Origin of the sequence: Algibacter luteus, assembly GCF_030344935.1 — a bacterium.
GTDB lineage: Bacteria > Bacteroidota > Bacteroidia > Flavobacteriales > Flavobacteriaceae > Arenitalea > Arenitalea lutea.
The window spans coordinates 555897-570343 of the sequence record NZ_CP128313.1; the positions used below are offsets into that span (position 1 = coordinate 555897).

The 14447-nt window shown below is 33.5% G+C and carries 10 protein-coding genes; 4 read left to right on the forward strand and 6 right to left on the reverse strand.

The genetic code is table 11. The features are described 5' to 3' along the window. Positions 1 to 29 precede the first annotated feature (29 nt). From atpD to O5O44_RS02415, 6 genes are all read right to left on the reverse strand, one after another. Positions 30 to 1538, reverse strand: coding sequence for a F0F1 ATP synthase subunit beta (gene atpD, locus O5O44_RS02390; protein ID WP_019388464.1), 1509 nt, complete (start codon positions 1536 to 1538; stop codon positions 30 to 32). Between the two features lie 170 nt (positions 1539 to 1708). Then, a complete protein-coding gene (locus O5O44_RS02395) occupies positions 1709 to 3370 on the reverse strand; it encodes an SGNH/GDSL hydrolase family protein (RefSeq protein ID WP_035106536.1) in 1662 nt (553 codons plus the stop codon). A 13-nt stretch (positions 3371 to 3383) separates the two neighbouring features. Next, positions 3384 to 6134, reverse strand: a complete 2751-nt coding sequence (locus O5O44_RS02400; RefSeq protein WP_289195590.1) for a TonB-dependent receptor — start codon at positions 6132 to 6134, stop codon at positions 3384 to 3386. 212 nt (positions 6135 to 6346) lie between these two features. Beyond that, a complete protein-coding gene (gene glmS / locus O5O44_RS02405; RefSeq protein WP_289195591.1) occupies positions 6347 to 8200 on the reverse strand; it encodes a glutamine--fructose-6-phosphate transaminase (isomerizing) in 1854 nt (617 codons plus the stop codon). Between the two features lie 149 nt (positions 8201 to 8349). After that, the gene (gene bamH / locus O5O44_RS02410) at positions 8350 to 9990 is read right to left on the reverse strand and encodes a BamH family beta-barrel-assembly machinery protein (protein WP_289195592.1); all 1641 of its coding nucleotides are present in this window, start codon (positions 9988 to 9990) and stop codon (positions 8350 to 8352) included. Between the two features lie 25 nt (positions 9991 to 10015). Then, the gene (locus O5O44_RS02415; RefSeq protein WP_019388469.1) at positions 10016 to 10825 is read right to left on the reverse strand and encodes a glycogen/starch synthase; all 810 of its coding nucleotides are present in this window, start codon (positions 10823 to 10825) and stop codon (positions 10016 to 10018) included. Positions 10826 to 11025: 200 nt separating this feature from the next. On the opposite strand from O5O44_RS02415, the gene panC reads away from it, so the two are divergent. From panC to O5O44_RS02435, 4 genes are all read left to right on the forward strand, one after another. Further along, positions 11026 to 11877, forward strand: coding sequence for a pantoate--beta-alanine ligase (gene panC, locus O5O44_RS02420; protein WP_289195593.1), 852 nt, complete (start codon positions 11026 to 11028; stop codon positions 11875 to 11877). 13 nt (positions 11878 to 11890) lie between these two features. Next, positions 11891 to 12241 (forward strand): aspartate 1-decarboxylase, encoded by a 351-nt coding sequence (gene panD / locus O5O44_RS02425; RefSeq protein ID WP_019388471.1) that lies wholly within the window; start codon positions 11891 to 11893, stop codon positions 12239 to 12241. Positions 12242 to 12244: 3 nt separating this feature from the next. Next, positions 12245 to 13207, forward strand: coding sequence for a lysylphosphatidylglycerol synthase transmembrane domain-containing protein (locus tag O5O44_RS02430; protein WP_019388472.1), 963 nt, complete (start codon positions 12245 to 12247; stop codon positions 13205 to 13207). Between the two features lie 86 nt (positions 13208 to 13293). Next, entirely contained in the window at positions 13294 to 14445 is a 1152-nt protein-coding gene (locus O5O44_RS02435) for an alpha/beta hydrolase (RefSeq protein ID WP_289195594.1), read from the forward strand. Positions 14446 to 14447: the final 2 nt, after the last annotated feature.

Sequence of the window (14447 nt, forward strand, 5' to 3'; positions counted from 1 at the left end):
TTATTGTCAATTGATAATAATCAATTGAATTACGCCTCAGCTAACATTTTCTCTCCAGCTTCAATAGCTTCTTCAATGGTACCTTTAAGGTTAAACGCTGCTTCTGGTAAGTGATCTAATTCACCATCCATAATCATGTTAAATCCTTTAATAGTTTCCTTAATATCAACTAATACACCAGGAATCCCAGTAAATTGCTCAGCTACGTGGAAAGGTTGAGATAAGAAACGTTGTACACGTCTTGCTCTACCAACAGCCATTTTATCTTCTTCAGATAATTCTTCCATACCTAAGATGGCAATAATATCTTGTAATTCTTTATAACGTTGTAATAACTCTTTTACTCTTTGTGCACAATCGTAGTGGTCTGCACCCAAAATATCAGCAGTTAAAATTCTTGAAGTAGAATCTAAAGGATCTACCGCAGGATAAATACCTAGCTCTGCAATTTTTCTTGAAAGTACTGTTGTTGCATCTAAGTGAGCAAAGGTTGTAGCAGGCGCAGGGTCTGTTAAATCATCCGCAGGTACGTAAACCGCTTGTACAGATGTAATAGAACCTCTTTTTGTTGAAGTAATACGCTCTTGCATCGCACCCATCTCTGTTGCTAAAGTTGGTTGGTAACCTACCGCAGAAGGCATACGACCAAGTAATGCAGATACCTCAGAACCAGCTTGTGTAAAACGGAAGATGTTATCTACGAAGAAAAGTACGTCTTTCCCTTGTCCTTCACCAGCACCATCACGGAAATACTCAGCAATAGTTAATCCTGATAATGCTACACGAGCACGAGCTCCAGGAGGCTCATTCATTTGTCCGAATACAAACGTTGCTTTTGATTCTTTCATTTTAGATTTATCTACTTTTGATAAATCCCATCCGCCATCTTCCATAGAGTGCATAAAATCATCACCATAACGGATAATTCCAGATTCTAACATCTCTCTTAAAAGGTCATTTCCTTCACGAGTTCTTTCACCTACACCAGCAAATACTGATAAACCACCGTGACCTTTTGCAATATTGTTAATCAACTCTTGAATTAATACTGTTTTACCTACACCAGCACCACCAAATAAACCAATTTTACCACCTTTAGCATAAGGCTCAATTAAGTCGATTACTTTAATACCTGTAAATAAAACTTCAGTAGAAGTTGATAAATCTTCAAATTTAGGAGCTTGACGGTGTATTGGTAACCCAGCATCTCCTGCTTTAGGTAAATCTCCAAGACCATCAATAGCATCACCAATCACATTAAATAAACGTCCGTAAACATCATCACCAATTGGCATTTGTATAGGAGCACCAGTTGCAGTAACTTCAGTTCCTCTACTTAAACCATCTGAAGAGTCCATCGCAATAGTACGAACAGTATCTTCTCCAATATGAGATTGTACTTCTAGTACTAAAATAGAACCATCTGGTCTTTTAATTTCTAATGAATCGTAAATTTTTGGAAGTTCTGAGCCAGCAGCGAATTCAACATCAATAACCGGTCCTACTATTTGTGCAACTTTACCTGTAACTTTAGACATTACTTATGTGTTTAATATTATGCGATTTAATTATGCAAAAACCATGTTTTGTTTTCGCGCTGCAAAGATATATTTTTTAATTTAAAATAAAAGTTGTTTACAAAGCTTTTTTAAATAAAAAAACACCTTCAATTTGAAGGTGTTTTTAGAATATAATTTTTATTATTATTTTATTGTAATAATGGTGAAAAGTTTGTTGGATAAGTTCCAACGTCAACTAAATTACCTGAAGCTTCAAAATTAGAACCATAAGTAGCATCAATAGCTTTCATAAATTCATTGGCAGCCATGGCATACCCTCTAGAGGTTAAATGAACTCCGTCTAAAGAAAAAGCACCACCTGTTACCAGGTTAGCGGTTAGAATGAAATTGTCAGAAGCAATTCCAGTTGTTGCCAATTCTGTTAATAATGCATTAGCATCAACAAACGCTAATCCAGCACTATTTGCAGCAGCTTCAATAGTTGCATTAAATTCATCGGTTGCCGCTTTAATTTCAGCTTGTTCGCTAGGTAATAAAACCCATTTGTCAATTAAAGGTAACGTGATTCCTTCCACTGAAAACTGAGCTGCCAACGCAGGTGATAAACCATAATTCAAAAGTGCTTGATATGAAAAATTATTCACTTCGCCTATAACTGATGCACTAGATAATACTATTAAATCATTTTCGTTAGCTTGTCTTGCTTGACCGTAAGCATTTCCTAATAATAAGGCAACTAACGGGGCAGCTTCCGCCGGTAATCCAAGAGATTGTACAAAGACAGGGAATGCAGGACTAGCTCCCAAAGCGCCAGTAATTTGAGCAGATAAATCGGCTAATGTTTCGTCATAAATAACAACGCCACTGGCTTCTGTTTCAGAGAATACTATGGTACGAGAAGGGTCTAATACCGCAAATACTTGATTTATGGCACCATAAACAGTATTCAATAGTGGGACTTGAGCTTTAAATTCTTCGCCTGTGTCTTCATCATTTGGATCTAAAGAGTTATAAGCCACTGTAGTAAAATGAGGAATATCCGTTACATAAGGAATATTAGCAACTACACCTTTTGCTCCTCCAGATGTTAAAGTTGTTATTAAAGTAGAAATCGCAAAGTCGAAAGTTGGTTTATCAGAAATAGGGCTTGAACCATCGCCACCTGAAGTAGCATATCCTAATACATCATTATTTCCAGCCCAAAGTGTAAAGAATGTTGGTGATTGAGCCATGGCTAATTCTAACATGCTTGCATTTGGTGTTGCGCCTGTCATCCTTACAAAATAAGGGTTTGCAGCCGCAGGAAAATTTGCAATATTTCCATAACCAGGAGCAATCATATGAAAACTTCTAGCACCAGGAACGCCCATATTATTAAACGGACCTGTAGGATTATTTAATGCAAAATCTGTTGTAGGTGTAATTGGTCCAATAACATCTGATAAGTCTTTAGGAGCGCCGCCCGTAGTCACTAATCTTGGTTTGAAAAGTTGTTCGCCTGTTACGGGGTTAATAATTATATTACCTCCTACTATTAATCCACCAAAATTGTCGTTCATTAAAGGTTGGCTAAAACTTCCGCCACCTAACATTTCAAATTTTTGAGCTAAAATATTTGGAAATGAATTTCCCTGAGAGGCTTTGAATAAGGCATTGTCGGTAAATCCGGCAGTTAAAGAATTTCCGACTGAAACGTAAGTTGAAAAATCTGCAGAACCAGAAACCAGCGCTGGTAATTCTACAACTTTTTCGGGTTCAATATTTGTGTCTTTAAGTACATCTTCTGGTTCGTTACAGCCTATAAAAGCAATAAGACCAAATAATAGCGATAAATATTTTATGTTTTTCATGTTTAATTTCATTTTATAGGTTATTAATAGTCCAAGACACATAGTACATTGAGCCAATGAATCCGGTACCAAAAGCAGTAAAGTATTCATCTCCTAAAAGGTTAGTAGCTCCGGCCTTGAATGTAGATTTAAAACTTGGGACTCTCAGGTTTATCTGAGCATCAACCACGTGGTATTCTGGAACAAGACCATTACCAAAGGTTGCTTCCCAGAAATAATCATCACTATATCTGTATGCTATATTAAATCCGAAATTTTCAAACAAATCCGTATTACCAAAAGAAGCTTTAAACTTGTGTTCTGGTGTATTAAAGTTTGTAGTAAAGTCTGGATATTTAACTCTATCAAAATCAAGTTTTGCATACGTATAACTTCCACTTAAATCGAAATCACCAAAGACTTTCGTTGATAAACCAATGGATGCACCATAAGAATTAACATCGGCTTTTGAGTTTGTGTATGTACTCCAAGCTTGATAATCATCATTGTCAATGGCTTCTACAGCTAATGCACTACCAACAGTTCCATAAAAAGGTGATCTTACAACTTCTTGTGAAATAAAGTCTGTGTATTTATTGTAGTATGCACTAAAATCAACAATTAAATTACTGAATTTTCCACGATATCCAATTTCCGCTGAGGATACCTGTTCTGGTTTTATTATATCTGGATTAGAAACAACCAAATCATTAGCATCATTAGATCTGAGATATCTCTCAACAGAACTAAAAGTATAAGAGTTTTCATAAGATACACGTCCCGTTTGAGTTACTGATGATGGCTGACCTGAATTTTGCCCTTCATCACTAATGTCAAATGTTCTGACATAGCGATCAAGGTTATCTGGAGCAGAACCAACCAATATCGCTCTACCTGCATCTAATCCAATGAATAAATCTTGTGTTGTAGGGTTTCTAAAACCTGTTTGAACAGAAGCTCTTATATTATGATTTCTATTAACTGTTAAACCCGCTGATATTCTAGGTGATACGAAACCATCAAAGAATTCTGATTTATCATAACGGATAGAACCTGTTAATTTTAAATCTAAAGCATCACTTAATTCTAAGTTCTTTTGAATTTGGGTATATATACCAAACTCTGAATAGTCAATAGTGCCATCTAGATCTGTATAAATTGTTCCAGATGAATTTAAACTATATCTTCTGTAAGATCCACCAACTTGAATTTCAGCAAAATCTATTAAATGACTGAAATTGTAGTTTGCATCAGAGTGATAATATTTAGATGCATCTTGGAATTTAGACCCAGTACTTAAGTCAGGGTCGTTGATACTTCTGTTAAATGCCGATTGGTATTCTGGAGAACCTGGTAAATAACGACCAGACTCTGCTTGAGCTCTAGCGGCTGCATGAGATTGTGCTTCTGTAGCTCCACCAAGTGTTGCAGCTGCATAAGTTCCAATATATTCTTCAAACCATTGCGTGTCACCTTTCCAAGCTCTATTGATATTAATACCGGTAAATACCATATCATAAGAATCTCCAGCTTTATCAGTTACTACATAACCTCTTAAAAAGAAATTATCATTTTTGAATTCTAGTTTATGTTGTTGTTGAAAGAAATTCGAAATATTATATCGGTTTGTTCCTTGATAAATGGTTGAGCCGGTACCTACTTTTCCAACATATTGAATTTCAAAATCATCTTCCCATGGGCGATAGAATAACCCCCAGTCTGATTTTATGCTTTCAGCATTGTAATTAGTTAAATCTCTTTCATTATATCCTGTTCTACTTACTACAACATCTGGAATAATACCTTTTACAGCATCAGGCGCCTCAGTTCTAATGTTAGCAGATACCTCATCACCATAAACATTGATACCATCATAGTCTAGATTTGCCCTAGTATTTGAAGGATTTATTTTATCAACTTCACTTGTGGCTGCCCAATCGGTACCTTTTAGGTAACCAAAATTAATTTTTGCAGCAATTTTATTACTAAACTTATAAGCAGCTCTAAAACTTAAGTCGGTATAGTCATTGTCTCCAGCAGCTTCTTGAGACGTAATTCCTCTTTTAATAGAACCACTAATACCTTGGTGATCAAATGGGTTTTTGCTTCGCATAAATAAAATACCATTAAAGGCATTTGCACCATATAAAGCAGATGATGCTCCAGGAAGTAATTCGACGCTTAGTACATCGGTTTCCGTCATACCAACCAGGTTACCAATTGGAAAGTTTAATGCGGGTGTTGAATTGTCCATTCCATCTACTAACTGCATAAATCGGTTATTAGCAAATGTGGCGAATCCTCTCGTGTTTACAGATTTAAAAGTTAAACTATTAGTGTTTACATCTACACCTTTTAAATTTTCTAAACCATCGTAAAAATCGGCAGAAGCCGTGTTTCTTATTTCTTTTAGCCCGAGGCGTTCTACCGTTACAGGCGATTCAAAAATTCGCTCTGGAGTTCTTGATGCAGAAATAACAACTTCATCTAAAGAAGTTCCTTCTTTTAAGATAAAGTTAATTTTTTGATTGTTTGAAGTAACGGCTTCAACAACAGTTTCAAAACCAACACTACTTGCTTGTAGCTCAAAAGGTGGTGTTAGATTGGTGTTTAATGAAAAATTTCCATCAAAATCTGTCACTGTTCCAGTGGATGTTCCTGCAATAATAATGTTAGCACCAGGAATGGGTTGTCCATTATCGTCTTGTACTGAACCAGATATTGTTGTTTGCGAGTATGATAAGCCACAAAACAATAGCATTAAAAAGGGGAGAATTGTCTTCATTTAGTAAATTAGGTTTTAGTTAAAACAAGATAACATAAAAAACTTATATTATGCAAGCGGTCTAAAATATAAAAAATTATGCACGCATAGTATATTTTAACAAAAAAACTGTTATTTTTTTATCAAATACTTAAAAAAAAGGTCTAAAAATAGCAATTCCCATGTTTTTGACTGAACATGGGAATTGAAAATTAATGTATTAGAATCGTAATTTATTCTACAGTTACAGATTTTGCTAGATTTCTTGGTTGATCTACATTTTTTTCAAGCATTACTGCAATATGGTATGACAATAATTGTAATGGAATGGTTGTAAGTAATGGTGAAAGGGATTCTAAAGTTTCTGGAACTTCAATGACGTGGTCTGCAAGTGCTTTTACTTGAACATCTCCTTCTGTAACAATCCCAATAATTTTTCCTTTTCTAGACTTTATTTCTTGAATATTACTTACCACTTTTTCATAATGGCCTTTTTTAGTCGCAATAACAACTATAGGCATATTTTCATCTATTAATGCTATTGGCCCATGTTTCATTTCGGCAGCCGGATATCCTTCAGCATGAATATATGAAATCTCTTTTAATTTGAGAGCACCTTCAAGTGCCACTGGGAAATTATATCCTCTTCCTAAGTAAAGAAAATTACTAACATCTTTGTATACACTGGCTATGGCTTTTATATTATCATCAGATTGAAGCGCCTTTTCTACCTTTTTAGGAATCATTTCTAATTCTAATAGATGGGTTCTGAAATCTGAACTTGAAATTGTTCCTTTAGCTCGTGCTAATCGTAATGCGATTAATGTTAACACCGTTATTTGAGTTGTGAAAGCTTTTGTTGATGCAACCCCAATTTCTGGTCCGGCATGGGTATATGCACCAGCATCAGATTCTCTAGCGATAGAAGAACCAACAACGTTACATACGCCAAAAACAAATGCGCCTTTCGATTTGGCTAGTTTTATAGCAGCTAAAGTATCTGCAGTTTCACCTGATTGGGAGATTGCAATAAGTACATCATTTTCTCTAATAACAGGGTTTCTGTATCTGAATTCTGAGGCGTACTCAACTTCAACTGGGATTCTTGCTAAATCTTCAAATATATATTCGGCTACTAAGCCAGCATGCCATGAGGTACCACATGCAACGATAATGATACGATTGGCATTAAGAAACTTTTTCATGTTATCTTCAACACCTGCCATTTTAATAATGGCTTCATTTCTTAATAATCTACCTCGGTAAGTATCTGTTATGGCCTTAGGTTGCTCATGAATTTCTTTAAGCATAAAATGATCGTAACCACCCTTTTCAATTTGTTCTAAATTTAATTGTAGTTCTTGAACATAAGTATCTACTAAGGAATCATCTTTAATTTTTCTAACTTTTACACCTTTATGAAATCTTATAACAGCCATTTCTTCATCTTCAAGATAAATCGCGTTTTTAGTGTATTCTAAAAAAGGCGAAGCATCACTTGCAATAAAAAACTCATCTTCATTTTCACCAATTCCAATAGCCAATGGGCTTCCTAATCGAGCAACAACAACTTCTTCAGGTTTATTTTTGTCGAAAACAGCAATAGCATAGGCTCCTATCACTTGATTAAGGGCTATTTGTACTGCTTTACCAAGTTTAACGTTTTCTTGTTTTTTAACGTCTTCAATTAAATTGATTAAAACTTCGGTATCTGTGTCAGATTGAAAAGTATATCCTCTTTTAATTAACTCTTGCTTTAGAGATTCGTAGTTCTCAATAATTCCATTATGGATTATTACTAAATCACCAGAGTTTGAAAGATGTGGGTGAGAATTAATATCATTAGGTACACCATGAGTTGCCCAACGTGTATGGCCAATGCCAACGTTTCCATGTTTTGTTATTTCTTTATCAGCACGATCTTCTAAATCTGCAACTTTACCTTTAGTTTTAGAAACTTTTAAATCTGTTCCATCAAACAAGGCAATTCCAGCACTATCATAACCTCTATATTCAAGTCTCTTAAGTCCTTCGATAATAATTGGGTATGCATCCCTTGGTCCTAAATATCCAACAATTCCACACATAATTTTTTTATTTGATTTTGGGGTTATTAAAACTTAAAACAAATATGAAAAATATATACTAACATGAGTCAATTATTATATGAACTATTTGATTTATACGATAAAACTCACTCCAAAAAATTAAAGTGGTTTATTTTGAGCAACTAATTTTATTTAGAAGCTGTAAAAAACACTTTTAATTCTAGTCTTTTATCTACATCAATAGCATTGCTACCATGCAAAATAGTCCCTCTTGGTGTTATTGTCGACATGCTTGGAATTGCTGTTACATCATCTGTACTATTTAATATTTCAGAAGTTGCAGTGACATTTACATTATTTGATAATACTAAACCAAGTTTATAATTTGTAGAATCGTTTTGTATAATATTATTTAAATGTTCGGTAATTCGAATTTTATACTTGCCTTGTGTGCTTCTCTGACTTAAACTAAATATTTTAGATACAATAGGATCATTATCTTCAAAAGGGTCAATTTGGTAATCTAGAGTGGTTGTGTTGTTTTTGATATCATATGCATAGATACGATCGAATTTATGGTAAACATCTCCATAAGCATCTTCTGTGTTTATCACTTTAGTTTCATCTTCGTAAATTACTAAATGGGCTTCGTTAATGAACTTTGTTTGATTTCCTTCTGAATCTCGAAATTGATCTTTAAAATCCTGCAAATCTTCATCGGTTGGAAATAAATCAACTACCGCCATTGAGCCTTCTAATCCTTTAAGATATAACGTTTCATCACCATTGTCCTTATCGCCGTCTTCTAAAGTTACATTAAAAGCGTTTACATAAGTGTTCAATACATTTCCAGAAAAATTTAAAACGTATTCATCTTGAATTCTATCTGTTTCTTCACCTTTAGTATAATAGATTGTTATATTTGCATCCGATGCAAATAAATTCATTAATGCCATACTTCCATCGTCACCAATGGCTTCTGTTTTAAAGTATAAGCCTCTAAAATAATTCTTAAAATTGTTGGCATTACTTAAAACAGCGTCATCATGCTTGTCTACTATGGTTTGTTGCCAAAAGGCAATAGCATCAGCATCGTTTGTATTATTACTATCAAACAAAATTCGTAATGCCGGCGCGTTATAAGTTATAGTGGTATCTGTTTCCGTAACATTCCATAATTCAATATAGTCCGAGCTATGCTTAAATTCGTCATTCTGGTAAATTAATTCTCCTAAATGATTGTCAAAATCAATTTCTTGATTGCCATTAGAGGTATAATTATGAGTCGGGTCTGCAAGATTTTCGGTTCTTGAATAATATTTTTGGGTACCAAAATCGACGTCTGATGGATCGTAATCTCTTAAGTAATAATTGTTCTGATAAATTTTTAATTTAAATGTTGCATCAATATTCCCATATAACGAATCTATTTTATAATCAGCGGCATCAGTATTTTCAGCATTTGTACCAGTTATAGTACTAAAATATGGCATGTTTATTACAACAGAGTCTATAATCGGATTGATATCAAAATCTTCACTGTAAGAGGCTGGCGTAATCTGTGTTATTATACTAGCGTTAGTTTTTCCAAATTCTAAATCGTTAAAAACACCAAGTAAGTTTGATGGTAAATTATTAATTTGAACCGTATCTAGTTTTTTATTATATGCATTAATAGGTAAAACTAACGAATCTATATAAAAATTGGCATTATCAATACCAAGTACATCACTTTCTATAACACTAAAATCTTTATCGCAAGCAATAAACGTAGATAACATGAGTAGAAAAACGCTGGGAAATTTAAGGGCTTTCAATGTCTTTTTCATAAAATATGTAATGAATTCAAATGTATTAACTTAAAACGGTTTCATTAAAAAATGTTGTGTAAGCTTCACCAAATTCATCTTTACTTTTGTATTCTAAAATAGGCTTATCTGTGGCCTGTAAATAGGAGTTTAAATCTTCAGGAATATCTTCAGACCCAATAATTAGAGCATCGGAGTAATCTATCGCTATTTTCATTAAATTACTATATGAAGGCTCTTCGAGAGATTTAATAGCATCTTCATTTATGTTATCGAATCTAATTTTATTAAACATGTCTTTATTTAACGTGTCTTCAAAACTTTGATTGTATATAGATGTTACAATTTTACTTTCATTAAATAAAGGTTCATCCTTGTAGTATTCCTTTAAATAAATAGGAAGTAGTGATGCCAACCAACCATGCACGTGAATAATATCTGGTGCCCAGTTTAATTTTTTAACGGTTTCAATTACGCCTTTTGCAAAAAAGATAGCGCGCTCATCGTTATCAGAAAACAATTTCCCATCTTCATCAGTCAAGGTTGCTTTTCTTTTAAAATATTCGTCATTATCAATAAAATAAACTTGAATACGTTCTTTTGGGATGGAAGCCACTTTGATAATAAGAGGCATATCTAAATCATTTATAACTAAATTGATACCAGATAACCTTATAACTTCGTGTAATTGATGTCTTCTTTCGTTAATGTTGCCGTATCGGGGCATAAAAATTCTAATTTGACCGCCTTGTTGATTCACCAATCTTGGTGCTTCGAACGACATAGAAGAAATTTCGGTTTCAGGTAAATAAGGAACTACTTCAGATGATACATATAATACCCTCTTATCTTTCATATGTTTGTTTTTGTTGACTTAAAATAACACTAATGCAATAGCAATTAATGATTTGTTTTTTAGAAATTAAAACTAGTCTTGCCTAATTGAAGGGTACACTTTATTTAAAATTTCGAAATAAAAAACACGCAAAAGTACAAAATTTTATGCTAATTGGTTGTAAAATCTTAAGTTTGCACGCGTTAATTTTTTATTAAAAGTTGGAAGTTTACAAAGACAAACAAGGAATAATTAAGGCTATTGAAGCCTTTAAAGCTAAAAAGCTAACTATTGGAATGGTTCCTACCATGGGCGCTTTGCACCAAGGTCATTTACAATTGGTTAAAAAAGCCTTGAATGAAAATGATATAGTTGTAGTTAGTATTTTTGTTAACCCAACCCAATTTGATAATAAAAACGATTTAGTAAAATACCCTCGGACCTTAGATGCAGATGTATCACTTTTGCAAACGGTTAGCGCAAGTAAAATTTTAGTATATGCACCTACTGTGAAGGATATTTACGAAGGAAAGACCGTTTCACAGGAATTTGATTTTGATGGATTAGAGTTTGAAATGGAAGGCAGATTCAGAAAAGGCCATTTTGATGGTGTAGGCACCATAGTAAAACGCTTTTTTGAGATTGTAAAACCACACAAAGCTTATTTTGGAGAGAAAGATTTTCAGCAACTGACTATTATCAAAAAGCTAGTTGAAAAATATCATATTCCTGTAACAATTGTTGGTTGCAAAATTCATAGAGAAACTAATGGTTTAGCCATGAGTTCCAGAAATACAAGGTTAAAGCCCGAATATAAAGACGCAGCACCTTTTATTTACAAAACTTTAAAAACTGCCAAGGAAAAATTTGGCACAAAAAGTGCTAGTAAAGTTTCGGAATGGGTTGAAAGACAGTTTGCTAAACATGAATTATTGCAATTGGAATATTTCATTATTGCCGATGTTAAAACCTTAAAACCGGTTAAACGAAAATCAAACAAAAAGGCATATAGAGCGTTTATTGCCGTATATGCCGATGATATTAGACTAATTGATAATATCGCTTTAAATTAATTATCTTTGCCACATGCAAATTCAAGTAGTAAAATCTAAAATACATAGAGTTAAATGCACGGGTGCAGAACTCAATTACATTGGTAGTATAACTATTGATGAGGACTTAATGGATGCTGCCAATATAATACAAGGTGAAAAAGTTCAGATTGTAAATAATGATAATGGAGAACGATTAGAAACCTATTGTATTCCAGGACCCCGTAAAACAGGAGAAATCACTTTAAATGGTGCCGCAGCAAGAAAAGTATCTGTGGGAGATACTTTAATTCTTATCACCTATGCGTTTATGGATATTGAACTGGCTAAAAATTTTAAACCATCTTTAGTTTTCCCTGATGAAGCCACTAACTTATTAAAATAGGCTTTGAATAAAAAACTTAAAAATACTTTAAAAATTACGCTCCCATTATTACTGGGAGTTTTTTTAGTTTGGTATTCTCTGTCGCAAATTTCAATTAAAGAACTTTTAGAATATTTCAAGAAGGCAGATTACACCTATATTTTACTAGGGATGTTTTTTGGCTTATTAAGCCATTTATCTAGAGCTTATCGTTGGCAGTTTCAGCTGGAGCCAATGGGGTATGAAATTAAATTAGGGAATAGTATTATGGCTGTTTTTGCAACCTATTTAATAAATTATACGATTCCTAGGGCAGGAGAAGTTGCAAGGGCTTCCATACTAACAAATTACGAGGATGTACCTTTTGAAAAAGGATTTGGAACTATTGTAGCAGAGCGTATTGCCGATATGCTTGTCATGTTAGGTATTATTGTCGTTACACTTTTTCTTCAATTTGATTTTATCTATGGTTTTTTAGTTGAAAAATTCGACCCTTTCAAAATAGGTATAGCTTTACTAGCGGTATTCATTTTAATTCTTTTCTTTTTAAGATTTATCAATAGAAGTAACTCTAAAATTGCCCTAAAAATTAAGCATTTCGTTGCAGGTTTAGTTGAGGGTGCTTTAAGTATTTTTAAAATGAAAAAGAAATGGGCATTTATTTTTCACACGCTCTTTATCTGGACCATGTATGTGCTCATGTTTTACGTTACCACTTTTTCATTAGCAGAAATGAATGACATTCCATTTGCCGCTGTTTTAATAGGATTTATAGCAGCCAGTTTTAGTATTGCTGCAACAAATGGAGGTATTGGCTCTTATCCAGAGGCTGTCGTGTTAGTTTTTACATCGTTATTTTTTATTCCTGAGGACCCTAGTCGTGCTTTTGGTTGGATTGTTTGGTCTTCGCAAACCTTACTAATTATAGTTTTTGGAGGACTTTCATTAATCTATTTACCTATTTTCAATAGAAAAAAAACAGTTTAAAGGGGCTTAGAAGCATAAAAATCTTTGCTTTTAAACTCTATCTTAATTTCTTACCTTGCCACTAAAATTTCTCAATTATTTTCATAATGAAAAAATCTGCAATTCTTTTTATACTTTGTTTATTGGCTTTGAATATTACAAAGGCTCAAGTTAAATATGAAACTATTCAATCTTCAAAACTAGGCGAGGAGCGACAAATTAAAATTCAATTGCCTAGGGGTTATGCCGCTAATGAAGATAAAACTTATCCTATATTTATAGTTTTAGATGGCGATTATATGTTTGAAATTGTTGCTGGAAATGTTGATTATTACTCGTATTGGGATGATATGCCAGAAGCTATAGTTGTTGGAGTAAATCAAATAGATAATCGATTTGATGATTGTTTGTATTCTGAACAAAATTCGTTACCAATAGAGACAGGAGCGGCATTTTTCGAGTTTATTGGTATGGAATTAATGCCATATGTGGAAAAAACATATCGAGCAGGTAATTTTAGAATAGCTGTAGGTCATGGAGAAACTGCGAATTTTATAAATTATTACTTATTAAAACCTAATGCGTTATTTCAAGCTTATATATCAATAAGCCCAGAACTAGCTCCTAATATGATAGATTATTTGCCAGAGGTCTTAAATAAAATTCCATCTAAAACATTTTATTATTTAGCAAATACTTCTAACGATAATAAATCGATAACGCAAATGACTGAAGCTCTTAATTCAGATCTTTCAGCAATAGAGAATGACCAATTAGAATATTATTTTAAAAGTTTCAACGGGCCATCGCATTACTCTGTTCCAGCACATGCTATACCAAGCGCTATTGAGCGTATTTTTCAGGTTTTTCAACCAATTTCAAAAAAGGAATATAAAGAAGTTATTCTGGAATTAGAAATCTCGCCTGTGCTCTATTTAGAAGAAAAGTATCAGGCAATATCCAATTTATTTGGTATCGATAAAAAAATCCTAATAAACGATTTTAAAGCTATTTCTGCTGCAATAGAAAAAAACGAATATTACGAATATTACGAAGCTCTTGGCAAATTAGCACGAAAGGCATACCCCGAAACACTTTTAGGGGCATATTATATTGCAAGATTTTATGAAGAAAATGGGGAACCAAAAAAGGCCATGAGAACATATCAGTCTGCTTACACACTTGAAGAAGTTGCTGGACTTACTAAAGATATGATGCTCGAAAAAGCAGAATTAATTAAAGAAGATTTTGGATATTAATA